Origin of the sequence: Prochlorococcus marinus CUG1435, assembly GCA_017644375.1 — a bacterium.
Lineage (GTDB): Bacteria > Cyanobacteriota > Cyanobacteriia > PCC-6307 > Cyanobiaceae > Prochlorococcus_A > Prochlorococcus_A marinus_AH.
In genome coordinates this window covers 1344938-1369107 of sequence record JAEPLP010000001.1, presented here as the reverse complement: position 1 = coordinate 1369107, position 24170 = coordinate 1344938, and the positions used below count along the sequence as shown (strand labels likewise).

Sequence of the window (24170 nt, the reverse complement as noted above, 5' to 3'; positions counted from 1 at the left end):
ATAAATGAGATCTATCCTAAAAGTCAATTGGGATTCAAATTTGCCAATATATGCGATTTCTCAATCTGAGTTACAAAAAAAAGAAATTCATTCTTTATTACTAGATGTGGATGGAACTCTAGTAAATAGAAAATCAAATATAATCCCAAGAGATGTAAAAAATTGGATCAGAGAATCTAAAAAACTTTTCTCCTTATATTTAATAAGTAATAATCCATCAAAAAAAAGAATCGCGAAAATAGCGAAAGAATTAAATTTAAAATATAAATACAAAGCATCAAAACCAAGAAAAAAAGTAACTTTGTCTGCTATCAAAGAAATTGGCAGCAAGCCAAAAAATATAGCAATTATTGGCGACAGGATTTTTACAGATATTGCTGTTGGGAATAGATGTAATATAAAAACAATATTAGTTAAGAAATTAAAGAAAGATGGATTGCCTATAAAAGTTAATTTAACTTTAACAATAGAAAAATTAATTTCTCATTTTATCAAATGAAAACTTGGGTTATAAAAATTGGGACTAGTATTTTAAGAGGAACAGAGGAAACATCTACTGAAGAAGTTATTGAAACTCTTTGTAGATCCTTTACAAATTTTCTCTCAAATGGAAATAAATTAATTTTAGTAACGAGTGGAGCCGTTGGATTAGGTTGCCGAAAATTAAATATTAAAACCAGACCAAATGATTTAAGTACCCTTCAAGCTACAGCTGCAGTAGGTCAAGTTAATTTAATGTCTTTATACGATAAAGTATTTAATAAATTAGGTCACAATATTGCTCAAATTTTGATCACGAAAGCTGATTTCAATTCACGAGAATCCTTCAATAACGCTTCAAAAACTTTAAAAAAATTAATCGATTTAAATGTTATTCCGATAGTAAATGAGAATGATACTGTAGCAAATGAAGAGCTTAAATATGGAGATAATGATACCCTCTCTGCCTTAGTTGCCTTAGCTATAAACGCTAACAAGCTTATTTTACTAACCGATATTGAAAATCTGTACTCAAAAGATCCGCGTAATAGTAAAGATGCTCACCCTATTAAAGAAGTTCATAATAGTGAATTAAAAGAGATTAAAGATAAAAATATTCAAAACTCAAATAATGAATGGGGAACAGGAGGAATTTCTACAAAACTAATATCTGCAGAAATAGCCACAAAAGGAGGAGTTGAAGTTCAACTAGTTGATGGAACTAATAAAAAAAACTTAATTGAAATTTTTTATGATAATAAAATTGGAACTTTATTTTATCCAGTGGAAAAGCCTATAGGAAACAAAAAAAGTTGGCTTTCACATGCAATTCAAACAGTAGGGAAAATCACTTTAGATGATGGAGCTTCTTTTGCAATTAAAAAAAAAGGTGCCTCAGTTTTAGCGGTTGGTGTTAATAATGTAGAGGGAAACTTTACGGTTAATCAGGCAGTTAAAATCGTAAATACAAATGATAAAGAAGTTGCAAAAGGTTTAGTATCAATAAGTAGCGACAAATTAAGAAGTATCTTGAATAATAAAGAAAATAACAACTCCTCGATAATTGTCGTGCACAGGAATGTTCTTGCTCTCTCCTAGAAAAATTAAAACTGAAAAATGCTTTTAAGTGATTTAGTTGATCTAATAAAAAAAGGAAATTCAAATTTTATTAGTGCCAATATTTTTGAAGATTTACATATAGATAATGCTGCCTCATTTGATGCTGCAGTTAACCATCAAATATCTTTTTTAGAAGAAAATAATATTCTCAAAGAAAAATTAGATCAAACTAAAGCATCAGCAATAATAACTTCTAACAACGATGAAATCGTTAGTACCCTTAAGAAACTCAACATATCAAACATAATCGTTAAAAATCCAAGAATTGCATTTGCAGAAGTATTGAATTGTTTATATAAAACTATTAATTTCAAACCAGGAATTCACGATTCAGCAGTTATTGATAAAACAGCAATAATTGGAGCAGATTGCCATATTGGACCAAATGTCTTTATTGGAGCAAATACTGTAATTGGTGACAATAATCATATTCTTCCTGGCACATCAATTTTAGGCAATGTCCGAATAGGAGATAATAATATAATTCATCCAAATTGTGTTATTTACGAAAACACCACTTTAAAAAATAATTGTGTAATTAATTCAAATTCTGTTATTGGATCAGAGGGATTTGGTTTTATTCCTAAAGATGGTAAATGGATAAAAATGCCTCAAAAAGGTGGTGTTAAAATAATGAGTTTTGTAGAAATTGGAACGAATTGTTGTATTGATAGGCCCGCAGTAGGATTTACTTTTATTGATGTAGGAACAAAGTTGGATAATTTAGTACAAATAGGTCATGGGGTTAAGATTGGTAAGAATTGCGCATTTGCAGCTCAAGTTGGTATCGCTGGAGGAGCAAATATTGGAGATGGTGTTATCTTGGCAGGGCAAGTAGGAGTTAATAATAGAGTTAAAGTTGGGAATAATGTCATAGCCAGTTCAAAATGCGGGATCCATTGTGACATAGAAGATGGCAAGGTAATTAGTGGTTTCCCAGCGATGGGAAATAAATCATGGCTAAGGAGTTCAAGTATTTTTAAAAAATTACCAGAATTAGCAAAAAAACTTAGACAATTAGACAAGCAATAATTTATTGTTCTATTAAACAAAAATTTAAATGAAGAAATATAAGATTGTTCTATTGTCAGGTGATGGAATTGGACCAGAGATATCAGAAGTTTCAAAAAAAGTTTTAAAAAAGCTTTCAAAAAATCATAATTTTGAGATTGAGATAATTGAAAAATTATTTGGGGGGATAGCTTTTGAAAAACATGGGACTCCTGCTCCAGATGAGACACTAGATCAATGCAAAAAAAGTGATGCTGTACTTTTAGCATGTGTTGGAGATATTAAATATGACTCTCTTGAAAGAGAATTTAGACCAGAAAGTGGATTATTAAAGTTAAGATCTGCTCTAAACCTTTTCGCAAATATAAGGCCTGTCAAAATAAGAAAATCTCTATTAGATGCAAGTACGTTAAAAAAAGAAATCGTTGAGAATGTAGATCTTATTGTTGTAAGAGAATTAATAGGGGGTATTTATTTTGGAAAACCAAGAGGCCATATAACAAATACAAAAATCCCAAAAGCTTTCAATACGATGGTTTATGATTCGGCCGAAATAGAGAGAATAACAGAAATTGCAATAAAAATTGCTAACCAAAGAAATAAAAAAATATGTTCTGTTGATAAATCAAACGTTCTTGAGGTTAGTCAATTGTGGAGAGATACAGTTTTAAATATCACCTCAAAAGATAAAAATATATCTCTCAGCAATATGTACGTTGATAATGCAGCAATGCAGTTAGTTAGAGATCCTAGTCAATTTGATGTGATTTTAACTAGTAATTTATTTGGTGATATTTTAAGCGATTTAGCTGCAATGTTAACTGGCTCTATTGGTATGCTTCCATCTGCTTCTCTAAACAACAATGGTCCAGGAGTTTTTGAACCTGTTCATGGATCAGCTCCTGATATAGCCGGTAAAAATATTGCAAATCCTATTGCAATGCTTTTATCTGCTTCCATGATGTTAAAAATTGGATTAAAAGAAGAAAAAGCGGCAGAAAATTTAGAAACTGCTATTGATAAAGTATTATCAAACGGATTTAGAACAGCCGATTTAGCTGATGAGTCTTCTGAAGTTTTATCTTGTAGTGAAATCGGAGATAAAATAATAGAAGAAATATAAAAAAAATTAATAAATAAAAAAATATTTTCAAGTAAAACATAAAGTTGGCATATGACCTGTCAGAATCATTAAATATTGTTTTTAAAAAATGTCAAAACGTCATCCAGTAGTCGCTGTAACAGGATCTTCAGGAGCAGGAACAAGTACAGTAAAAAGAGCCTTTGAGCATATTTTTGCCAGAGAAGATATTGTTCCCGCAGTTGTAGAAGGTGATAGTTACCACAGGTTTGAAAGAATGCCTATGAAAAAAGCTATGGCAGAGGCTCTTTCAAAAGGTGAAAATTTTTCTCACTTTGGTCCAGAGGCTAATCTTTTTGACAAGCTAGAAGAACTTTTTAAAATCTATGGTGAAACTGGAGGAGGAAAGAAAAGATATTATCTACATAGTCTTGAAGAAGCAGAAGAGCATAATACAAGACTTGGGACATCCTTAGAACCTGGGCAATTTACTCCTTGGGAAGATATTCCTGAGGGAACAGACGTACTTTTTTATGAAGGTTTGCATGGAGGAGTAGAAGGTGATGGCTACGATGTGGCATCTTATGCTGATTTACTTGTTGGTGTTGTCCCGATTACAAATTTAGAGTGGATTCAAAAAATCCATAGAGATAATGCAGAAAGAGGTTACTCAGCAGAAACAATTGTGGATACTATATTGAGAAGAATGCCTGATTATATAAATCACATTTGTCCACAATTCAGCAAAACCGATATTAACTTCCAAAGAATTCCCACAATTGACACTTCCAATCCCTTCATTTGCAGAAATATCCCAACTCCTGATGAAAGTTTTGTAATCATACATTTCAGGAAAGGGGCGAGAGAAAAATGGGGGATTGATTTTCAATACTTGCTTGGCATGATTAACGATTCATTTATGTCAAGTCCAACAAGTATCGTTGTAAATGGTGGAAAAATGGGGTTCGCAATGGAACTAATTCTTACTCCAATAATTCATAAAATGATTGAGGAGAAAAATAAATAACAATTAATTTTCGATTATCAACTCAAATAATTATCTTTTTTAATTTTGAGGAGTTTCTAATCTAAAAATCTCTAATTTTTATATATCTTTCTTGATAAAAGTACCTTGTTTGGATTTAAATAGAAAAAAAAGCTAAAATTGTGTCATTAATCGACTGGTTTGCCGCAAGGCGTAAAGATCAATTTGTTGGAAAAGTTTCGCAAGATACTGATGAGGGAGATGGTTTGTGGGTTAAATGTTCAGAATGTTCGCAAGTAGCCTATAGAAAAGACCTAATTTCAAATTTCAATGTTTGTAGCAATTGTGGACACCACAATAGGATTAATAGCGATGAAAGGATAAATATAATTGCTGACAAAAATTCATTCGAAGAGTTTGATAGTTCACTAAGTCCCACAGATCCTTTAGGTTTTAAAGATAGAAGATCATATGCTGATCGTATTAAAGAAAGTCAAGCAGGTACAGGTTTAAGAGACGGAGTCGTAACAGGTATTTGTTCTGTAAATTCAATGCCTTTAGCATTAGCTGTTATGGATTTTAGATTTATGGGAGGATCCATGGGTTCAGTAGTTGGTGAAAAAATTACAAGGATAATTGAGAGAGCAACTTTAGAAAATTTTCCAATCCTTATTGTTTGCGCATCAGGAGGAGCCAGGATGCAAGAAGGCATGTTAAGTCTCATGCAAATGGCAAAAATATCTGGAGCATTAAAAAAACATAAAGAAAAAAATCTACTATATATGCCGTTATTAACTCATCCAACCACTGGGGGGGTAACAGCAAGCTTTGCAATGTTAGGTGATTTAATTTTGGCAGAACCTAAAGCTCTTATTGGATTTGCTGGAAGAAGGGTTATAGAACAAACATTAAGAGAAAAATTACCCGATAATTTTCAAACAGCTGAATATCTACTTGAGCATGGTTTTGTTGATGTAATAGTTAAAAGGAAAGATCTGAAGGATACTCTGACTAAAATTCTAAAAATTCATGGTGTTAAAGAACTTTCAAAAGCAAATATATAAAATGAAAATTTTTTCAAATTTCTTTTATTTTTCTCTAAGCCTTTTATTTTTTATTTTAAATTTTGCCTCATATTCTTACGGGATAGGCAATGTTGACTGGGTCCTCCTAAAAGAGAATAATAAAGGGAAAGAATGGCTTGATAAAGGCAGTATCAAACTGCTTCCGAATGGTGAAATAAGTGTCTTAACAAAGTTCTTTAAAAATCCAACTAATTCTGATGATGATGAAGAGTTATCGCTTTACGTAATGAGAATTAATTGCGATGAAAAAAAGTTCAAAGATACTTCGATAAATGGAATACCTCAATTTAATTCAAAATGGCAAACTTCTAATAATGATGAACTAATAGATGTTGTTATTGAAAATAGCTGTTCAGAGTTTTTTAATGGATAAAAATGAATACTAAAAATAAATTAAAAATAGCACTCGCAGGAGTAGGGTTTGGTAAAAAAGTTCATTTAGAGGCATTAAAAGAGTCGGATTATTTAACTCCTGTAGCTATTTATCATTACGAGAAAAGGCAAAAATCGATATTAGAAGAAGAAACGGGTTTAAAATTTTTTCATGATTGGGAAGACTTAATTAAATCTCCAGAAATTGATGGAATTATAATCGCTACCCCTCCTGAATCAAGATTTAAATTAGCAAAAAAGGCACTTGAGAATAATAAAAATTTATTACTAGAAAAACCCGTTTCAATATCCTCCTCTGAAATTGAAGAGCTTCATAGAATATCTTTAATTAATAACTTAAGCGTATGTGTTGATTTCGAATATAGAGCAGTACCCCTTTTTCTTCAGACAAAAAAACTTATTGATGGAAATATTTTAGGAGATATATATTTAGTCAAATTGGATTGGTTAATGGGCAGTAGGTCCGATCCTAAAAGAGCCTGGAATTGGTATTCCGTGGAAGAGAAAGGAGGAGGAGTTATTGGTGCCTTAGGTACTCACGCATTCGACATGTTGAATTGGTTTTTTGGAGAATCAATAAATGTATCTGGTAAGTTAGCAACATCAATAAAAAAAAGACCTTTACCTAATTCATCTGATTTAAATGATGTTACTAGCGAGGATGTTTGTCTCGCTAATATAGAAATATCAAACTACAGCTCCAATCTAATTCCATGTCAGGTTTCTTTATCATCGATTTCTAAAAACGGTAGAGGATTTAGTTTAGAAATATATGGAAGCGAAGGCTCACTTATTCTCAAAAGCGAGAACCAAAAAGATTACGTACATGGCTTTAATTTGAAATATTCAAACAAAGAAAATAAAATACAAAATCTAACTGCAGACGCAAGTTTTAATTTTGAAAAAACATGGACTGATGGGAGGATAGCTCCAGTTTTGAGAATTCAAAATTTATGGGCTGAGAGTATCTTAAATAAAACACCCATTATTCCAGGCTTATGCGAGGGACTTGCCAGTCATAAAGTTTGCGAAGCCATAAGAGAATCATCGAAAAGTGGATTAAGGATTAAAATTTAAGGTTATACATTCATAAGTAGCAATTATCACCCGAAAAAGTATTAGATTAATTTTATTTTTTATTCATATTCTGGAAAAATCAAATGAATTAAATTTATTAAAGAATGGCTTTAAATTATTACAAAAATGAGCTTAAAAAAAATGCTCAATTATTAGCTTCTAAAGGAAAAGGGATATTAGCAGTAGATGAATCCACTAAAACAGTAGGGAAAAGACTCGCTGGAATTGGTGTTGAGAATACTGAAGACAATAGGAAAGCTTATAGAGGAATGCTTTTTACAACAAAAGATCTTGGGAAATACATAAGTGGAGCAATCCTCTTCGAAGAAACTCTTTATCAGAATCACCAAGATGGTGAGTCAATGGTTAAAAAACTAAATGATTTAGGTATTATTCCAGGTATAAAGGTCGATAAAGGTCTAAATCCACTCCCGGGAGCAGGAGATGTAGAAACTTTTTGTTCTGGCCTGGATGGGTTAGTTGAAAGAGCAGCAAAATATTATGAACAAGGCGCAAGATTTGCAAAGTGGAGAGCAGTTCTGCAGATTACAAATGATGGTTGTCCTTCAAAACTATCAATTCAAGAGAATGCTTGGGGATTAGCGAGGTATGCAAGATCAGTTCAAGAATCTGGTTTAGTGCCAATTATTGAACCTGAAATCTTAATGGACGGTGATCATACTATTGAAAAAACTGCTGAAGTCCAAGAAGAAGTAATAAAGCAGGTTTATATTGCCTGTCAAGCAAATGGAGTTTTTCTAGAAGGAACTCTATTAAAACCATCTATGACTGTTAATGGAGCAGATTGTCCAACAAAGGCTGATCCTATGAAAGTTGCTGAAATGACAATCAGAACTATGGAAAGATGCGTTCCTGCATCTGTTCCTGGAATAGTTTTCTTATCAGGAGGGTTAAGCGAAGAAGCTGCTTCTGTTTACTTAAATAATATGAACACTCTTTACAGGAAAGCTTTATGGAATATTTCGTTCTCCTATGGAAGAGCATTACAGCACTCATGCTTAAAAGCCTGGAAAGGAAGCGATATTGAAGGTGGTCAAAAAGCATTAATAGCAAGAGCTCAAGCAAACTCTGAAGCTTCAAAAGGTGCCTATGTAGCTGGATCTCAACCTTCATCTGATGAGCAATTGTTTGTAGCAGGCTACACTTATTAACCAAAAAATTCTAAAAATATACCCTGGTTCATAAAATTAGTTTCTTGAATTTGGTATTTTGTATATCTAATGACGTGACATTTGATACCTCTTTATACTAAACTCGCGGAAACATATGTTTTACATAGAGCATTTAACTAATTTTAATTATGGCCCTCGTTCCACTAAGACTACTTTTAGATCACGCTGCTGAGAATGGTTACGGTATTCCAGCTTTCAATGTTAATAATCTTGAGCAAGTTCAAGCAATCATGGAAGCAGCATATGAAACTGATAGTCCTGTAATCCTCCAAGCTTCAAGAGGGGCAAGAAATTACGCAGGAGAAATTTTCCTACGTCATCTAATCATTGCTGCCACAGAAACATATCCTAATATCCCTGTGGTAATGCACCAAGACCATGGTAATGAGCCATCAACATGCTATTCAGCAGCAATAAATGGCTTCACATCAGTAATGATGGATGGTTCTCTAGAGGCAGATGCAAAAACGCCCGCTAGTTACGAATATAATGTTGCAGTTACTAAAAAAGTAGTAGATTTTGCTCATTCAGTTGGAGTTAGTGTTGAAGGAGAGTTGGGTTGCTTAGGTTCATTAGAAACAGGAAAGGGTGAGGCAGAAGATGGTCATGGATTTGAAGGTGAACTTTCTACAGATATGCTTTTGACTGATCCTGAAGAAGCGGCAGATTTTGTTGCCAAAACAAAAGTTGATGCATTAGCAATTGCGATAGGTACAAGTCATGGTGCATATAAATTCACAAGGAAGCCAACAGGAGAAGTTCTTGCAATAAGTAGAATTGCTGAGATACATAAAGCACTTCCAAATACACATCTTGTAATGCACGGATCTAGTTCAGTGCCTCAGGAATGGTTGGATATCATTAATAAATATGGTGGTGAAATCCCTCAAACATATGGTGTTCCTGTTGAAGAGATTCAAGAAGGAATAAGAAATGGTGTTAGGAAAGTCAACATTGATACCGATAACAGACTTGCTTTCACTGCCGCGGTTAGAGAGGCAGCATTTGCTGATAAGGCAAACTTTGACCCAAGACATTTCAACAAACCTGCTAGAAAATATATGAAGCAAGTTTGTCTTGATAGATACAAGCAGTTCTGGTGCGAAGGTCAAGCAAGTAAGATCAAACAAAACAGCACAAATTACTTTGCTGATCTTTACGCAAAAGGTGATTTAGATCCAAAAGTAAAAGTTAATGTTTAATTTCTTCCCAAATCAAATAAAAAAGACCTCCAAAATTGGGGGTCTTTTTTATTTCAATATTAATGATTTTAATGTAAAGAGACCATCAGTCCCACCAATTGTCTCGTCACATGCTCGCTCTGGATGAGGCATTAAACCTAGAACATTACCCTTTTCATTAGTTATACCTGCTATGTCGAATGAGGATCCATTAGGATTATTTTTATATCTCAAAGCGATCAATTCATGATCTAAAAGTTTTTTTAAAGTATCAGAATCACAATGATATCTTCCTTCCCCATGCGCTATGGGTAACTTAATAGTTTGTTTTTCACCTCCATCATTAAACCAACCTCCTTTTGAAGAAACAATATCAAGTTCAACATCATCACAGATGAAATTAAGATTTTTATTTGCAGTAAGGGCACCAGGCAAAAAGCCTGATTCAGTCAAAATTTGGAACCCATTACAAATTCCTAAAACTCTTCTTCCACTTTTCACAAAGTCATCTAAAGCATTTATTAATGGAGAGAATCTCGCTATTGCTCCGCATCTTAAATAATCACCATAGCTAAATCCTCCGGGTAAAACTATTGCATCTACATCGCCTAAATCTGAAGACTCATGCCACAAGTATTTTGTTCTTATGTCTAAACAACCTTCCAATGCCCATGAAACATCACGATCACAATTAGAACCAGGGAAGACAACAACTCCTACAGTAAAATTATCCATCTTATAATTTTTCTAGTGAATACTCATAATCTTCAATAACAGTATTTGCGAATAACCTATCACACAATAAATCAATTTTTTCTCTTACTTCGTTTTCACCATTACCTTCTATTTTTACCTCAATCATTTTTCCTATACGTAATGATTTTATTCCCTCGGCTCCAAGTTTTATAGAAGCAGATTTGGTAGCTTCCCCTGCTGGATCTAAAACTGAGGGTCTTAGTCTTACAAAAACTTTTACAGCAAATTGGTCCAATTAAAAATTAATTTCTAATAGAAGATTAGTTTAAATTTTAATAAAAAGAACTATTGATTAATAAACTAATATTTTTACCTTAAGGTTTTCTGAGTTATTAAATGTTTATGTAGCCTCTACCAAAACAAACTAAACAAGTTCTCCTTGAATTTTCATGTGTTTTAAAATTTCCTGCCCCTCCACATTTTGAACATTTTATTTTATCAATTGATGTAACGTCGTCAGAGATTATTTGTTTTAAGGTAATTTTTGGATTTTTCATCTTGGGCTGTCTACTGTAGTTAGTATCCCGACAGCTAACTATAAAGTCAAATTGCTATTTTTGGGTCACATAAAATCTTAAATTTCTCTTTAATTTTTCTACTGAAATTTTTTATAGATTTTTCATCAAAGGAAATTATTACTAATTCAAGCCCAGCATTATCATTTGGTCTCCAACAATCATCTGGAGCTTCTTCAAACCAAGTATTAATTTTCTTTCCAACAATTTGTATTTGTAAAGGCAATGATTTGTTTGGTATCCAAATACGTCCTTTTATTCGAAGAATGTTTAATTCATCCAAGATTTTTGACATCTCCTTTTCAAAGTCATTTTTTTCAAGGAAATAATTTAATTTAAATGAATCTGTTACAAGCTCAACATGATTATGGTCATGTTCTTCCATTAAAAATTCTTTATAAGTCTCTTTTTTAAAATTAAAGTCAAATAGATAATTTAAATCAATTTTGCCATTCTTGGATTTAAGGACTGGTGTAGATGAGTATAGAATTCCTTGAATTTTATTTTTTACAACGTCAAACTGATCATCATTTAAGATATCTGATCTTGAGACTAAAACGATATCAGAAACTTCTAGTTGCTCCTCAAAAAGTTCATCTATAGTAGCGTTGTGATCAATTTTATCTGTTTCATTATATTGTTTTGTTATTTTATTTAAATCATTAATTGGTGAACCATTAAGCATTGATTCTCCATTAACAATGCCAACAACTACATCAAGATAGATAGAAGACCTAATCTCAGGCCAGTTAAGTGCTTGAATTAAGGGAATTGGTAGTGCCAAGCCACTTGTTTCGATAATTATTGATTCGATAGGAGGATTAAATTCTAGGAGAGCTTTTATTGATGGAACAAAATCATCTTGAACAGTACAACATAAACATCCATTGTTTAATTCAATAACGCAGTCGTCTTCAGATTCATCACATTTATCACAACTTTTAATCAAATCACCGTCGATTCCAACATCACCAAATTCATTAATTATTAAACCAAATTTTTTATTACTCTCTGTTAATAGATACCTTAGAAAAGTTGTTTTACCTGAACCAAGAAATCCCGAAACAACAATAACTGGAATTTTTTTTTTCATCTTTGATGATTAACAACCTAAGCTATATTCTGTACTCTCTCCTGTAGAACTATTTGTGCCATTAGCAATCGCACATAATTGTTTTTGTTGTGTACGACTAAGAACAGCATCAGTAAAATCTGCACCATCTATTTTTGCACCTTCAAAATTACTCTCCATTAATAAAGCATTAGTAAAATTAACATCCGAAAGATCAGCATCAGTAAAGTCTGTTGCATAAGCTAGTGCATCTCTTAAATTTGCTCCAGTAAAATTTGAGTTTTGCAATTTACTATTATTGAACACCGCCCCTTCTAAATTACTTTCACTGAAATTAAACCCATTCAAATCAAACTTAACGTATTCGTTACCGCTTAAGTCTTGACCATGCATATCTGGCTCTAAATTAAGTTCTTGCTGGTTTCTAATCTCAGGAGGTCTTTTAGCCCATGCAGAATTTACAGAATTAAAAAATAAAATCCCAACGAATAACAAAGTAATTAATGCATTCTTTAGTGAGGGGAAAACAATTGATTTAATCATAATAAGACTGTATTTTAGAACTTAAGTATTTAAAGTTTGTAAGAGTATCTTAAAGGAAAATATATGGCAATGTCACTAAAGGTTATTGTTCCTCCTCATCCATTAATAAAACATTGGCTTTCAATATTGCGAGAAAAAAATACTCCAAATATTTTGTACTCAACAGGATATGAGCAATTAGGGAAATGGCTTACATATGAAGCATTACGTAATTGGCTGCCATATAAAAAAGAAATAGTAAATACTGACAATGGAAACGCAGATGGATTCTTTATTAATAATAATTATCCAATAAAAGTGCTCGCAATGTTGCCCGAAGGGCTATCTCTTTGGTTTGGATCTAAAGAAGTAATTCCTAACTCAACCCTCTCATTAGGAGAACTTCCTAAAACTATTGAATCAAATGAAGGAGTTATATTTTATTCAGAACAAATAACAACAAAATCAGCAACATTAGAAACTTTAATTAAATTAAAGGAATTAGGTGTTGATTCAAATAGGATTCTTTTAATAACAGCTATTTGCTCAAATAAAGGGTTAAATGAAATTGCGAAATTACTCCCTAATCAGGTAATTTACACTTCTTGCATAGATGAGGAAGACGAAAAAACACAATTATTAGTCCCTGGTATTGGGAATCCTCTATCGCGTTTAAGTACTATATTTCAAGATAAGAACTAATATAGAATATAGGAGTAAATATTTTACCAATGTCTGAATACAGAGATTCGTCTTCAAATAATCTTTTATCATTAATAAGCGGTGCTTTTATTGGAGCAGCAGGTCTAGCTTGGTGGTTAATATCCGAAGCAGACAAAAGAAAGGAGGAAAAAAAACAAAAAGCAATGATGTATTCCTCCAGAATTCAAGACGGCTCAGAAGCGATTGATTCAAATGAAAATATAAATGAAGTTGAAGGAGAGAATCTGGAGAAGAAAGTTGAGCAACTTAATTCTGCAATTGCTGATGTTAGGAAGCAACTTGAAGAGTTGGGGCAATAAAATAAAAAAGGTTCTCAAATAACATGAATAAACTCAGATCATCTGCAATAACCCAAGGTGTGCAAAGATCCCCTAACAGATCGATGTTAAGAGCTGTTGGATTTAATGATGAAGATTTTAATAAACCTATTATTGGAGTTGCAAATGGATACAGCACCATAACACCATGCAATATGGGTTTAAACAAGTTAGCTCTAAAAGCTGAAGAGTCAATAAAAAGATCAGGTGGGACGCCTCAGATGTTTGGGACTATAACAGTAAGTGATGGCATTTCTATGGGAACAGAGGGCATGAAATATTCTCTAGTTTCAAGAGAAGTTATTGCTGATTCAATTGAAACAGCATGCAATGCTCAGAGTATGGATGGAGTACTTGCTATAGGTGGATGTGATAAAAATATGCCGGGTGCCATGATTGCGATTGCAAGAATGAATATTCCCTCAATTTTCATTTATGGAGGGACAATAAAGCCTGGGAAATTGCATGGAGAAGATCTTACTGTTGTTAGTGCATTTGAAGCTGTTGGACAATTAACATCAGGCAAAATTAATGAAGAAAGGCTAATCCAAGTTGAGAAAAATTGTATTCCTGGTGCTGGTAGCTGTGGAGGAATGTTTACAGCTAATACAATGTCTGCGGTTATTGAAGTATTAGGGTTAAGTCTTCCTCACAGTTCCACTATGGCTGCTGAAGATCTTGAAAAAGAACTAAGTGCAGAAAAAAGTGCTGAGATATTAGTCTCCGCGATAGAAAAAGATATAAGACCTCTAGACCTAATGACAAAGAAAGCATTTGAAAATGCGATATCAGTAATTATGGCAATTGGAGGATCAACAAATGCGGTATTGCACATCTTAGCTATTGCGAATACTGCAGGTATAGATATCAACATTAATGATTTTGAGAGAATCAGACAAAAAGTACCCGTTATTTGTGACCTTAAACCGAGTGGTAAATATGTGACGGTGGATCTTCATAAGGCAGGTGGGATTCCACAAGTAATGAAAATACTTTTGAATGCAGGATTAATTCATGGCGATTGCAAAAACATTGAAGGCAAAACCATCTCAGAATACTTACAGAATATTCCAGATAAGCCTCCAACAAATCAAAATGTCATAAGAGACATAGATGACCCTCTTTATAAAAAAGGACATCTAGCGATATTAAAAGGTAACTTAGCGAGCGAAGGTTCTGTAGCCAAAATTAGCGGAGTAAAAAACCCTGTATTAACAGGTCCCGCAAAGATTTTTGAAAGTGAAGAGGATTGTTTAAAATCGATATTAAATAACGATATCAAAGCTGGTGATGTTGTTGTTATTAGAAACGAAGGTCCTGTAGGAGGTCCAGGCATGAGAGAAATGTTAGCTCCAACATCTGCGATTGTTGGTCAAGGATTAGGAGAGAAGGTGGCTTTAATTACCGATGGCAGATTTAGCGGGGGCACCTATGGTCTTGTTGTGGGTCACATAGCTCCGGAGGCTGCTGTAGGAGGAAATATTGCTCTAATAAAACAAGGTGATTTAATTACAGTAGATGCTGTAAAACAACTAATTGAAGTTGATTTATCTGACGAAGAATTAGAAAAAAGAAAAAAAGATTGGGTAAAACCTATTCAAAAATACAAAAGAGGAATTCTTTCAAAATATTCGAGAATCGTAAGCACATCAAGTTTAGGGGCTGTTACTGATTTATAAATCAGTTCAAATTTTATTTTCTTAATCAAAAAAACTTTTTATCCTATTTGCTAAATTTTCCAATCTAGCGCTGTATTTTGGTGAGTTGCATTTTTTCCCATTATTGCTATCCATCCATAATGTTTTAACTCCACACCATAATATTGGTTCATCAGGGAAGTTAAGCTTAGAAATTACTAAAACCAACTCTTTATTTGATTTAAAAAGTTCTAATTCAAGATCATGAATTTCTAATCTTTTACCTTCTTTATCTCGACATAAGATATTAACTGTTAAATCAATATCTTCATCTTCGAATTCGTATTCACCATTTATTTTTACTACAGAATGAACAAAAGGTTTATTTGTTAAATCTGCTGACTTAGCGATTAAGCTCTCTATATTTTTAGGTGGATTTTCAAATAACACTTATTGATTTAATTAAAACTTTTATGGAACCATCTTTAAACTTATTGTTAAGTAATCCATCATCACCGAACTTGGAGTGTAGTAGTTGCAATCTTTTAATTTTAGATGGCTTGAATTTAAATGGAAAACGTACTTTATTAGCTCTTACTGAAGGTTTTAACTCACTAAAAGGAATTTGAACATTTGTTGTCCCGAATTTTTTTGTTGGGAATGATTTAATCCATCTAAGTCCACCTGGAATAAATTCGGTCAGTCCTAGTAGATCATCTTCACAAGCGACAGCAAATTTAAAAGTTCTTCCTTGTCCATCAATATTTAATTCAAAGGATGAATACTCAGATACGTTTAAAGAAGGTTTATATATAGACGATCTACAACTAACAAATCCTCCTGATTTCTCGACAATATTACCCATTAATATCAAACCCGAATTTGAAATTTCACAAAAAGCTGAACTTGATCCGCCCATAACAGTATCGTTTAATGTTTTCCAACCATCGAACTCCTTTTTCTGGAATAAAAATTTTTTCTTACTCATTAAATAATTTAAACTATTAATAGACTTTAACTAAATTTCTAATTCTTTTGCTGATTCCTGATCACAAAATATTGAAATTTGATTAATAGATTTTATTAATTTCGATGGTGTTCTATCTGGTGGCTCTTTTTCATCTAATAACCTCTCAAGAGCAATTCTTTTAGAAGCTCCACTAACTAAAAATACTATCTTTGAAGAAGCTGAAAGAACCTTTGGAGTTAATGAAATTCTTTTTAAACCTTTACCTTCATTAAAAATAACAAAATCATCTACATTATTATTTTTTTGATAAGGGAATAGTGAGGCTGTATGACCATCGTCTCCAAGACCTAATAATGTTAAATCAAAAGTTGGAGGGTTTGATCCGCATTTCTCAAATAGTTTAGAAATAAATTGATTTTTTGTAGCTTCATCATCAGCATTTAAATCATTGAAAATTTCATAAAAAAAGGCTTTAGATCCAAAATTAGTTAACAATGAATTCTTTAACATTAACGAGTTACTCAATTCTGAATTTGGATCAACACATCTTTCATCCCCTAAAAAGACATCAACCATATCCCATCTAAGATCACTTTTTGATAAAAGCTTATAGACAGATTTAGGAGTTGAACCTCCACTTACACAAAATTTGAACCTGTCTTTCTTTTTTAAAGTATGAATAATGTGACTTTCAATAAACTTAAAAACCTCTGTAGATAGCTCTAACTTGTCTTTGTAAATGTTAAGTGTATATCCATTTTTAACCTTTTCAATCATTTCATCCATTCTGTATGAAAACTACCTTCCTTATCAATTCTTTCATATGTATGAGAGCCAAAACAGTCTCTCATTGCCTGAACAAGGTTCTGAGGAAGTCTATTGGTTCTATAACTATTCAAATAATCTAAGGTACTGGATAGACATGGGACTGGAATACCAGCTTTTGTGGATAAGGAAACAACTTTAGCCAAGTTATCTAATCTTGTCGCAATTTCATTATTGAACCAATCATCAAAAAATAAATTTTTTAGATTAGGATTTTTGTTATAAGCATCTTGAATTTTACTTAATAATTTTGATCTAATTATGCAACCACCTTTCCATATTTGAGCAATGGACGGCATATTCAAACCATAGTTATATACTTTAGATGCTTCTCTTAAAATGTCCATACCCTGGGCATAGCTAGCAATTGTGGCAAGGACTACAGCATCAAATAAAGGTTTCATTCCATCTGATATATTTCCTAAATCAAAATCTTCTATCTCTTTATATGGAATAGTTTTTTCAATTTCACTACGTTGCTCTTTTAAAGAACTCATTACTCTTGCATTTAAAGATGCGTAAATAGTTGGGACTGATACCCCCAGTTCTAGAGCACTTACAACAGTCCATAACCCTGTACCTTTCTGGCCAGCTTTATCTAATATTTTTTCCACGACATCATCCCCAGTTATCTCATCTTTTGTATTTAGACAAATCTCTGTTATCTCAACAAGATAAGAAGCTAATTCATCAGTATTATTCCAAATACCAAATACCTCTGACATTTGCTGACCGTTCATACCTTTAACTCTCTTCATAAGGTCATAAGCTTCTGCAAGTATTTGTTCAATTCCATATTCAATTCCGTTATGAACAGTTTTAACAAAATGACCTGAGCCTCCTGGCCCAACATATGCAACACATGGTCCGTCTTCAACTTTGGCAGCCATTTTTGTTAATAAGCTTTCTATTGCATCATATGAAGCTTTAGTACCACCAGGCATCATACTTGGCCCTTCAAGAGCTCCTTTGGCACCACCTGAGACTCCCATTCCAATGTATCCAAAACTTTTACTTTCAAGAGTATTTACCCTTCTTTCTGTATCTTTAAATTGAGAATTACCGCCATCTATTAATAAATCTCCTTCCTCGAGATATCCAGAAATATTATCTATAACAGCATCTGTTGCGGGCCCAGCTTTTACCATCATTAGAATTCTTCTAGGCCTCTCTAGCTTATTAACAAATTCTTGAAGAGTTTCAGCACCCTCTATATTCTTCCCAAAGCCCCGACCTTGTAAAAATTCTTCAGTTTTTGAGTAGGTTCTATTAAAAACTACACTCGAAAATCCGTTTCTCTCTGCGTTAAGAACTAAATTTTCGCCCATAACACCAAGACCTATTAAACCAAAATGTGCCTTGGACATAAAAATTAAAAAACTCAATAAATATAGTTTGCCTACAACTCAACAAAATTGCTCAAAAAAAATACTTATGTCAGCGAAAAATGATCGAAAAGATTTAAATAACAGTTCCATTTGCAATAGTTGCATTTTTAACTACTACAACAATTCCATTTCTTATGTAGAAGCCCAATTCTGGCTTATCGGCTTCTTCTACTCGATCTTTATTAATGATCACGACATTATCACCAATTCTTGTATTCTTATCAAGAATTGCTCTTTTTACAGTAGTTCCTTCACCAACTCCAAGAGGTGTTCCGCCTCCTTTTCTCAATTCAATCCTCTCTTCAGGCGATTCAAAGAAATCAGCACCCATTACAAGAGTATCCTCAAGAACAGAATCACTTTCAATCCTGCTTCTTACACCCAAAACACAATGCAAAATACTACAAGACTTCAAGATTGTACCTTCACAGACTATTGAATCAGTAATTTGAGCATCTACAAGTTTAGAAGGGGGGAGAAATCTAGGTCTTGTATATATTGGAAATTTCTCATCATAAAAACTAAATGGAGGTTTTGGTTGCTCAGTTAATGCAAGGTTTGACTCAAAGAACGCACCAATGGTTCCGATATCTTCCCAATAATCATCGAATACATAACTTTTGAGAGTATCGCCTCTTTTAAGTGATTCAGGAATTATGTCCTTACCAAAATCGGTATAACTAGGAAATTTATTTAGAAGATCGAAAAGAGTATTTCTACTAAATACATAAATACCCATAGAGGCAAGGTAGGGTTTTTCTGCGGCCGACTCAATACTTAATCCAAATTTTGAAGTATCTACTGCCATTGCCTTCAACTTCTCTCCAGTAGGTTTTTCACTGAATTCTTTTATATTTCCTAAATCATCTGTTCTCATGAGGCCAAAACCTTCTGCTTGGGCTTCATCAACTGGTAAAGCTGCTACAGTTAAATCAGCTCCATTATCTCTATGATGTTGCACAAATAAACTGTAATCCATTCTATACAGTTGATCACCTGACAATATTAAATATTCGTCCACATCCCATTCTTGAAATAACCATTGGTATTTTCTTACAGCATCAGCAGTACCTTCAAACCACTTTGGGCTATCAGGAGTCTGTTGCGCAGCTAAAACTTCCACAAATCCCTGACCAAAGGGACCATTTAAATTATAGGTTCTTCCTATATGTCTATTTAGAGATGCACTATTGAACTGAGTCAATACGTACATTTTTTCTATGCCTGAATTAATACAATTACTAATTGGGATATCAATTAAACGATACTTACCTGCTAATGGCACAGCAGGCTTCGCCCTCATTTTTGTTAAAGGGTAAAGTCTAGAACCTTTTCCTCCTCCGAGGATGATGGCTAACACACGCTTCATTCAATCTAATGGAGGTAGAGATACAACTAACTAAAGTAACTGATTATGGGTAAATTTAGAAACAGTAATGGTCAGTTTACGAAGGTATTTCATTAAATCACTAGAAAAACTTAATATAAATAAGAAAAATTTAGCTCTTTTTATCCTCATCCTCCAAAGAAAACAATTTTTCAACAATTTTTAAAGAAGCTTGTCTTTCCTCTCTTGATTGAGGACTTCTCAACTTAGTAACAGGTGTATGAAGTATTTTATTGATAATTCCTTTAGTCAAAGCTTCCACAACTTTTCTTTCTCTTGCAGAGAAATCTGGGCCCATTCTACTAAGTGCTTTTTGCAATTCCTCTTTTCTTATTAACTCTAAATCAGATCGAAGTTTATTAATGACTGGAACGGCCTCTAAACTTGCCCACCACTCTAGAAAAATGATTCTTTCTTCTTCAACTAAAGATTCTGCTTCTTTTGCAATTTTCTGCCTAAATTCTTGATTTCTTGAAACGACCTCTTGTAGGTCATCTACATCAAATGATTTTACAAACTGATGCTGTTTAACATCATTAGATATATTTCTCGGCACTCCAATATCAATAAATTTAAGTTTATTATTCAAATTTAATTTTTCAATTTTAGCGAGATCAATTATCGGTACTTCTGAGGCTGTACTAGTGAAAACAAGAGAAGATATTGATATATTTTCATCCAATTCATTTAACCCTTTACAAAAAATTTCTAAGTCCGGGAAGTCTTTCGCAAGATTTAATGCTCTATCAATATTTCTATTAACAAGAATGAGCTTATTACAACCTTTTGATTTCAAGTGCGTTATTAAAAGCCTACTCATTCGTCCGGCTCCAACTACAAGAACCTTCTCTGATTCCAAACTAACGAGATTATCAAACCCCTTTTCTTGTCCAATTTTCAATTGAGCAAGTTCTACTGCTGCTGAACTTATTGATACAGCTCCGGTTCCTAAATTTGTTTCAGATCTAACTTTCTTACCTGTACTAACAGATTGAGTTAATAATCTATTAAGAATAGGCCCAGTAGACTGATTCTCTTGACCCAATCTCATCATTTTTTTTACCTGCGAAAGGATTTGTCCTTCGCCTAGTACGAGGCTGTCGAGTCCTGCCGAAACTTTCATCAAATGTAAAACTGCATCTTCTTGTCTAAAGCAAAATAGATGTGGATTTAAATCTTCAAAGATAATTCCTGAATAATCTGATATAAATTCTTTAATAGATGAAATACCAGTATTTTTATCTTTTACTAACGCATATATTTCTAACCTATTACAAGTACTTAAAATTGACACCTCCAACACGTCAGAGAAAGCTTTTAATGCTTTCAACGATTCTGTTATTGATTGGTCAGGAATACTTAACTTCTCACGCACTTCGACAGGTGCCGTGCGATGACTTAGTCCGACGACAACAATATGCATAAAATTAAAAGTGAATTTTTAAAGGCTGATACTCTTAGCACCATCTTTTATATGGACAGTATTTGTGAATCTTGCAGTACTATCTAATGTACTAATTACTAGGCTGCTTGTTCTAACACAATCCCTTTCAAATTTAACTCCGTCAAATAATAATCCATCAGTTATTCCACTACCAGCAAAAACAACATTTTCTCCCGAGGCCAATTCGTTAGCTTCATAGATTTTATCTATATCAGTTATTCCCATTTCATTAAGACGTTTAATATTTCCTTCTTTTGTATAATCAGCCCATTCAGAAGTTTGAGCAATTGCTGGATCATAAACTAATTGTCCTTGAAAGTGGCCCCCTAGAGCTCTCATTGCAGCAGCCGAAATAACACCTTCTGGAGCAGCTCCTATACCCATCAAGCAATGTGTTCCAGTACCTGCAAAACCACATGCAATAGCGGCTTGAACATCACCATCAGAGATTGGTTGTACTTTTGCACCACACCCTCGAATCTCTTTAATTAAATCTTTATGTCTGGTTCTATCCATAACAACAACAGTAAGTTCATCTATAGAAAGATCCAAACAATCACTGAGTATCTTCAAGTTTTCAGTTGCAGAATTTCTAATATCTACTTTTCCTTTTGCAGCAGGGGGAGCTGCTAATTTATTCATATAAAAATCAGGAGCATTAAAAAGACCGCCAGTATCAGAGGCAGCTAAAACTGCCATAGAGCCTCTTTGATTATTTGCACAAAGGTTAGTTCCTTCACAAGGATCTACTGCAAAATCAACCCCTGGTCCACTTCCACTTCCAACCTCTTCACCTATATACAGCATTGGTGCTTCATCTCTTTCACCTTCACCTATAACAATTTTTCCTTTCATTTCAATTTTGCCCATTCGCAATCTCATTGCTTCGACAGCTGCAGCATCAGCTTCATCTTTTTGACCAAGTCCTGTAAGTTTTGCTGAGGCAATTGCTGCTTGCTCGACGACTTCGAGAATTTCTTGAATTAATGTTTGATTCACAATTAAATTTTTGAGGATTTTCTAAAAGGTTTTGAGTATGATCTCATAAAAAATGACATTTTTTTTGAGAATTATTATGCTAATAAGCTTTTTTAACTCTTTACAGCTGTTACTTTATCAGGCCGTGACTTGAAATTAGGAATAAACAACTAAATATAGTATCTTTATTAAATATTTTAAAAATTAAATGACTGAGTCAAATCAAAAAAATTTAGCTGGTGTTAATAGACCAATCCAAATAATTCCTTCTGTTTTACCTGCAGATTGGGCAAATATGGGGGCATGTGTTAAGGAACTTGAGGAAGCTGGAGTTGACAGAATTCAATTTGATGTAATGGATGGAAATTTTGTTCCAAATCTTACTTTCGGTCCTGAAATGATTGCTGCATGCAGAAAATATTGCAATGTCCCTTTTGAAACCCAATTAATGGTTAGCCAATACAATTGTGAAACTATGCTTGAATCTTATGTAAACGCTACAAAAGGAGTAAATGGTGAGCCAGGTGTAGTAATAGCTCATGCCGAAGCAAATATTCATCTGCATAGAGTTCTTGGGAAAATAAGAGACTTAGGCGGATCCCCTTCTGTTGCGTTAAATCCTCATACTCCATTTGAAATGATTGAAAATATTATGGATATGGTTGATCATGTTTTGGTTATGACTGTCAATCCAGGTTTTGGCGGACAAGCTTATATACCAACAATGCTTAATAAAATCAGGAAAATAAGAAACTTTATTATTGAGAAAAATTTAAATGTAGACATTGAAGTTGATGGCGGCATAAAAGCAAATTGGACTATTTCACAATGTGCTGATGCTGGTGCTAATTGCTTTATTGCAGGTAGTGGAATGTTTGCTTACCCAACATTAAAAGAGGGTTGTGATGACTTGAGAAAAGTTGCACAAGAAGCACAGAATGGGAAGGTGCTTTCAGAACCTCAATAAAATTTTCTGCGAGATTAACAAGTTACCCAAATATCCAGCCGTAACTGTGTAAACCTATTCCTAAAAAATTAACTCCTAAGTAGCATACTAAGACCACCACAAAACCTGAGGTTGCTAATAATGCTGGTTTTCTTCCTTGCCAACCTTTACTTATTCTCATATGCAAATAAGCGGCATAGAATAACCATGAGATAAAAGCCCAAGTTTCTTTTGGATCCCAACTCCACCATGTACCCCATGCCTCATTTGCCCAAACTGCACCAGAGATCAACCCGAGAGTAAGAAGAACAAAGCCTATCAATATAGAACGATAACTTAGTGTATCTAATTCTTCTGCATGAGAAAATTCAATAGGATCAACCAAATCATTTATAGGGTTGTTATGAGGAATTTTGAACCCTCCTATACCTGTAGAACTACTTCTAATTTGCAGCGGTTTATTTTTATTAACGAACAAAACGGAAGCCGAAAGTAAAGAACCTATTATTAGTGCCGCATAACTAAGCATTACGACACTGACATGCATCACTAACCAACTAGATCTTAAAGCTGGGACCAAGTTGGATGATAATTTTAAGTCATCAGGCAAAACAAAACAGGCAAAAGCCACAGTCAACAACTGAACGGGAATAGCTATTGAGGGAATTATTGGAGATTGGTATTCCCTTTCAATCAATAGTTGTCCTAATGAGATCCCCCAAACAAGGAAATAAAGAGATTCATACAAATTGCTAATTGGGAAATGTCCAGAAATTGACCACCTAAAAAGTAATTGTAATGTTATGGATAGATTTACTAGGATAGTAAATATTCTTAAAGTAAAAGAGGACTTTTTTTGGAAAACTGCCCCTAAAGATATTGGTAAATTAACTAACAAGATATAAAATACTAAAAGCCCTAGCACAGAGACCGGGTCATATATTAAATTTTTAAAAAGATCATCTAAAATCATATATAGAATTTATTCAGCTTTAATATTTCATAACAATAAAATAATAATTTAAATTACTCTCACATGAGTAAATATTTAATAAATAATTTTTAATTTATTTTGCAAAGGAATT

The 24170-nt window shown here is 33.3% G+C and carries 26 protein-coding genes; 14 read left to right on the top strand and 12 right to left on the bottom strand.

From position 1 onward, the window contains the following. The first annotated feature begins 4 nt into the window (after nucleotides 1–4). From JJ844_07780 to JJ844_07735, 10 genes are all read left to right on the top strand, one after another. Complete coding sequence (locus JJ844_07780) at nucleotides 5–499, top strand: YqeG family HAD IIIA-type phosphatase (protein ID MBO6975575.1); 495 nt, start codon at nucleotides 5–7, stop codon at nucleotides 497–499. Further along, complete coding sequence (gene proB / locus JJ844_07775) at nucleotides 496–1578, top strand: glutamate 5-kinase (protein MBO6975574.1); 1083 nt, start codon at nucleotides 496–498, stop codon at nucleotides 1576–1578. Before JJ844_07780 ends, proB begins: the two co-directional genes overlap by 4 nt. A gap of 18 nt (nucleotides 1579–1596) precedes the next feature. Next, complete coding sequence (gene lpxD, locus JJ844_07770) at nucleotides 1597–2631, top strand: UDP-3-O-(3-hydroxymyristoyl)glucosamine N-acyltransferase (protein ID MBO6975573.1); 1035 nt, start codon at nucleotides 1597–1599, stop codon at nucleotides 2629–2631. A gap of 28 nt (nucleotides 2632–2659) precedes the next feature. Then, nucleotides 2660–3733, top strand: coding sequence for a 3-isopropylmalate dehydrogenase (gene leuB, locus JJ844_07765; protein MBO6975572.1), 1074 nt, complete (start codon nucleotides 2660–2662; stop codon nucleotides 3731–3733). 88 nt (nucleotides 3734–3821) lie between these two features. Continuing rightward, a complete protein-coding gene (locus JJ844_07760) occupies nucleotides 3822–4718 on the top strand; it encodes a phosphoribulokinase (GenBank protein ID MBO6975571.1) in 897 nt (298 codons plus the stop codon). Between the two features lie 140 nt (nucleotides 4719–4858). Beyond that, nucleotides 4859–5740, top strand: a complete 882-nt coding sequence (locus JJ844_07755) for an acetyl-CoA carboxylase carboxyltransferase subunit beta (protein MBO6975570.1) — start codon at nucleotides 4859–4861, stop codon at nucleotides 5738–5740. A gap of 1 nt (nucleotide 5741) precedes the next feature. Next, nucleotides 5742–6134, top strand: a complete 393-nt coding sequence (locus JJ844_07750; GenBank protein ID MBO6975569.1) for a hypothetical protein — start codon at nucleotides 5742–5744, stop codon at nucleotides 6132–6134. 2 nt (nucleotides 6135–6136) lie between these two features. Then, on the top strand, nucleotides 6137–7231 hold the full coding sequence (locus JJ844_07745; GenBank protein ID MBO6975568.1) for a Gfo/Idh/MocA family oxidoreductase: 1095 nt from the start codon (nucleotides 6137–6139) through the stop codon (nucleotides 7229–7231). Nucleotides 7232–7335: 104 nt separating this feature from the next. Continuing rightward, nucleotides 7336–8403 (top strand): fructose-bisphosphate aldolase class I, encoded by a 1068-nt coding sequence (locus JJ844_07740; GenBank protein ID MBO6975567.1) that lies wholly within the window; start codon nucleotides 7336–7338, stop codon nucleotides 8401–8403. 149 nt (nucleotides 8404–8552) lie between these two features. Next, nucleotides 8553–9626 carry a fructose-bisphosphate aldolase class II gene (locus JJ844_07735; GenBank protein MBO6975566.1) on the top strand — a complete coding sequence of 358 codons (1074 nt, stop codon included), beginning with the start codon at nucleotides 8553–8555 and terminating at the stop codon, nucleotides 9624–9626. A 48-nt stretch (nucleotides 9627–9674) separates the two neighbouring features. On the opposite strand, the gene purQ is transcribed toward JJ844_07735, so the two are convergent. The 4 genes from purQ to JJ844_07715 form a co-directional block, all read right to left on the bottom strand. After that, nucleotides 9675–10340 (bottom strand): phosphoribosylformylglycinamidine synthase subunit PurQ, encoded by a 666-nt coding sequence (purQ, locus tag JJ844_07730; protein ID MBO6975565.1) that lies wholly within the window; start codon nucleotides 10338–10340, stop codon nucleotides 9675–9677. Nucleotide 10341: 1 nt separating this feature from the next. Then, nucleotides 10342–10596, bottom strand: a complete 255-nt coding sequence (gene purS, locus JJ844_07725; GenBank protein ID MBO6975564.1) for a phosphoribosylformylglycinamidine synthase subunit PurS — start codon at nucleotides 10594–10596, stop codon at nucleotides 10342–10344. Nucleotides 10597–10904: 308 nt separating this feature from the next. Further along, complete coding sequence (locus JJ844_07720; protein ID MBO6975563.1) at nucleotides 10905–11969, bottom strand: GTP-binding protein; 1065 nt, start codon at nucleotides 11967–11969, stop codon at nucleotides 10905–10907. A gap of 9 nt (nucleotides 11970–11978) precedes the next feature. Next, nucleotides 11979–12491 carry a pentapeptide repeat-containing protein gene (locus JJ844_07715; GenBank protein ID MBO6975562.1) on the bottom strand — a complete coding sequence of 171 codons (513 nt, stop codon included), beginning with the start codon at nucleotides 12489–12491 and terminating at the stop codon, nucleotides 11979–11981. 63 nt (nucleotides 12492–12554) lie between these two features. Here JJ844_07715 and JJ844_07710 point away from each other — a divergent pair, with 63 nt between their 5' ends. From JJ844_07710 to ilvD, 3 genes are read left to right on the top strand one after another with little or no spacing between them, the layout of a single operon-like run. Then, nucleotides 12555–13172: a uracil phosphoribosyltransferase gene (locus JJ844_07710; GenBank protein MBO6975561.1), complete on the top strand. Its 618-nt coding sequence runs from the start codon at nucleotides 12555–12557 to the stop codon at nucleotides 13170–13172. A 29-nt stretch (nucleotides 13173–13201) separates the two neighbouring features. Further along, nucleotides 13202–13492: a hypothetical protein gene (locus JJ844_07705; GenBank protein ID MBO6975560.1), complete on the top strand. Its 291-nt coding sequence runs from the start codon at nucleotides 13202–13204 to the stop codon at nucleotides 13490–13492. Nucleotides 13493–13515: 23 nt separating this feature from the next. Further along, nucleotides 13516–15189, top strand: coding sequence for a dihydroxy-acid dehydratase (ilvD, locus tag JJ844_07700; GenBank protein MBO6975559.1), 1674 nt, complete (start codon nucleotides 13516–13518; stop codon nucleotides 15187–15189). 21 nt (nucleotides 15190–15210) lie between these two features. On the opposite strand, the gene JJ844_07695 is transcribed toward ilvD, so the two are convergent. The 7 genes from JJ844_07695 to glpX all read right to left on the bottom strand — a co-directional run bounded on the left by JJ844_07695 (nucleotide 15211) and on the right by glpX (nucleotide 22160). Next, complete coding sequence (locus tag JJ844_07695; protein ID MBO6975558.1) at nucleotides 15211–15597, bottom strand: coat-like protein; 387 nt, start codon at nucleotides 15595–15597, stop codon at nucleotides 15211–15213. After that, nucleotides 15587–16135, bottom strand: a complete 549-nt coding sequence (locus tag JJ844_07690; GenBank protein ID MBO6975557.1) for a CIA30 family protein — start codon at nucleotides 16133–16135, stop codon at nucleotides 15587–15589. Before JJ844_07690 ends, JJ844_07695 begins: the two co-directional genes overlap by 11 nt. 30 nt (nucleotides 16136–16165) lie before the next feature. Next, nucleotides 16166–16903 (bottom strand): 6-phosphogluconolactonase, encoded by a 738-nt coding sequence (gene pgl / locus JJ844_07685; GenBank protein MBO6975556.1) that lies wholly within the window; start codon nucleotides 16901–16903, stop codon nucleotides 16166–16168. Continuing rightward, complete coding sequence (gene gndA, locus JJ844_07680) at nucleotides 16891–18309, bottom strand: NADP-dependent phosphogluconate dehydrogenase (protein ID MBO6975555.1); 1419 nt, start codon at nucleotides 18307–18309, stop codon at nucleotides 16891–16893. Before gndA ends, pgl begins: the two co-directional genes overlap by 13 nt. A 94-nt stretch (nucleotides 18310–18403) precedes the next feature. Continuing rightward, nucleotides 18404–19699 (bottom strand): glucose-1-phosphate adenylyltransferase, encoded by a 1296-nt coding sequence (locus JJ844_07675; GenBank protein MBO6975554.1) that lies wholly within the window; start codon nucleotides 19697–19699, stop codon nucleotides 18404–18406. Between the two features lie 130 nt (nucleotides 19700–19829). Further along, a complete protein-coding gene (locus tag JJ844_07670) occupies nucleotides 19830–21140 on the bottom strand; it encodes a glutamyl-tRNA reductase (protein MBO6975553.1) in 1311 nt (436 codons plus the stop codon). 18 nt (nucleotides 21141–21158) lie between these two features. Then, a complete protein-coding gene (gene glpX, locus JJ844_07665) occupies nucleotides 21159–22160 on the bottom strand; it encodes a class II fructose-bisphosphatase (protein ID MBO6975552.1) in 1002 nt (333 codons plus the stop codon). A gap of 187 nt (nucleotides 22161–22347) precedes the next feature. On the opposite strand from glpX, the gene rpe reads away from it, so the two are divergent. Beyond that, the gene (rpe, locus tag JJ844_07660) at nucleotides 22348–23106 is read left to right on the top strand and encodes a ribulose-phosphate 3-epimerase (protein ID MBO6975551.1); all 759 of its coding nucleotides are present in this window, start codon (nucleotides 22348–22350) and stop codon (nucleotides 23104–23106) included. 22 nt (nucleotides 23107–23128) lie between these two features. Here the strand turns inward: rpe and ccsB are convergent, their stop codons facing one another. Beyond that, nucleotides 23129–24058: a c-type cytochrome biogenesis protein CcsB gene (ccsB, locus tag JJ844_07655; protein MBO6975550.1), complete on the bottom strand. Its 930-nt coding sequence runs from the start codon at nucleotides 24056–24058 to the stop codon at nucleotides 23129–23131. Between the last annotated feature and the right edge of the window lie 112 nt (nucleotides 24059–24170).

Coding starts and splice junctions, on each gene's coding strand:
- JJ844_07780 (MBO6975575.1), top strand. CDS start 5: ATGAGATCTATCCTAAAAGTCAATTGGGATTCAAATTTGCCAATATAT.
- proB (MBO6975574.1), top strand. CDS start 496: ATGAAAACTTGGGTTATAAAAATTGGGACTAGTATTTTAAGAGGAACA.
- lpxD (MBO6975573.1), top strand. CDS start 1,597: ATGCTTTTAAGTGATTTAGTTGATCTAATAAAAAAAGGAAATTCAAAT.
- leuB (MBO6975572.1), top strand. CDS start 2,660: ATGAAGAAATATAAGATTGTTCTATTGTCAGGTGATGGAATTGGACCA.
- JJ844_07760 (MBO6975571.1), top strand. CDS start 3,822: ATGTCAAAACGTCATCCAGTAGTCGCTGTAACAGGATCTTCAGGAGCA.
- JJ844_07750 (MBO6975569.1), top strand. CDS start 5,742: ATGAAAATTTTTTCAAATTTCTTTTATTTTTCTCTAAGCCTTTTATTT.
- JJ844_07745 (MBO6975568.1), top strand. CDS start 6,137: ATGAATACTAAAAATAAATTAAAAATAGCACTCGCAGGAGTAGGGTTT.
- JJ844_07740 (MBO6975567.1), top strand. CDS start 7,336: ATGGCTTTAAATTATTACAAAAATGAGCTTAAAAAAAATGCTCAATTA.
- JJ844_07735 (MBO6975566.1), top strand. CDS start 8,553: ATGGCCCTCGTTCCACTAAGACTACTTTTAGATCACGCTGCTGAGAAT.
- purQ (MBO6975565.1), bottom strand. CDS start 10,340: ATGGATAATTTTACTGTAGGAGTTGTTGTCTTCCCTGGTTCTAATTGT.
- JJ844_07720 (MBO6975563.1), bottom strand. CDS start 11,969: ATGAAAAAAAAAATTCCAGTTATTGTTGTTTCGGGATTTCTTGGTTCA.
- JJ844_07715 (MBO6975562.1), bottom strand. CDS start 12,491: ATGATTAAATCAATTGTTTTCCCCTCACTAAAGAATGCATTAATTACT.
- JJ844_07710 (MBO6975561.1), top strand. CDS start 12,555: ATGGCAATGTCACTAAAGGTTATTGTTCCTCCTCATCCATTAATAAAA.
- JJ844_07705 (MBO6975560.1), top strand. CDS start 13,202: ATGTCTGAATACAGAGATTCGTCTTCAAATAATCTTTTATCATTAATA.
- ilvD (MBO6975559.1), top strand. CDS start 13,516: ATGAATAAACTCAGATCATCTGCAATAACCCAAGGTGTGCAAAGATCC.
- JJ844_07690 (MBO6975557.1), bottom strand. CDS start 16,135: ATGAGTAAGAAAAAATTTTTATTCCAGAAAAAGGAGTTCGATGGTTGG.
- pgl (MBO6975556.1), bottom strand. CDS start 16,903: ATGGATGAAATGATTGAAAAGGTTAAAAATGGATATACACTTAACATT.
- gndA (MBO6975555.1), bottom strand. CDS start 18,309: ATGTCCAAGGCACATTTTGGTTTAATAGGTCTTGGTGTTATGGGCGAA.
- JJ844_07675 (MBO6975554.1), bottom strand. CDS start 19,699: ATGAAGCGTGTGTTAGCCATCATCCTCGGAGGAGGAAAAGGTTCTAGA.
- JJ844_07670 (MBO6975553.1), bottom strand. CDS start 21,140: ATGCATATTGTTGTCGTCGGACTAAGTCATCGCACGGCACCTGTCGAA.
- rpe (MBO6975551.1), top strand. CDS start 22,348: ATGACTGAGTCAAATCAAAAAAATTTAGCTGGTGTTAATAGACCAATC.
- ccsB (MBO6975550.1), bottom strand. CDS start 24,058: ATGATTTTAGATGATCTTTTTAAAAATTTAATATATGACCCGGTCTCT.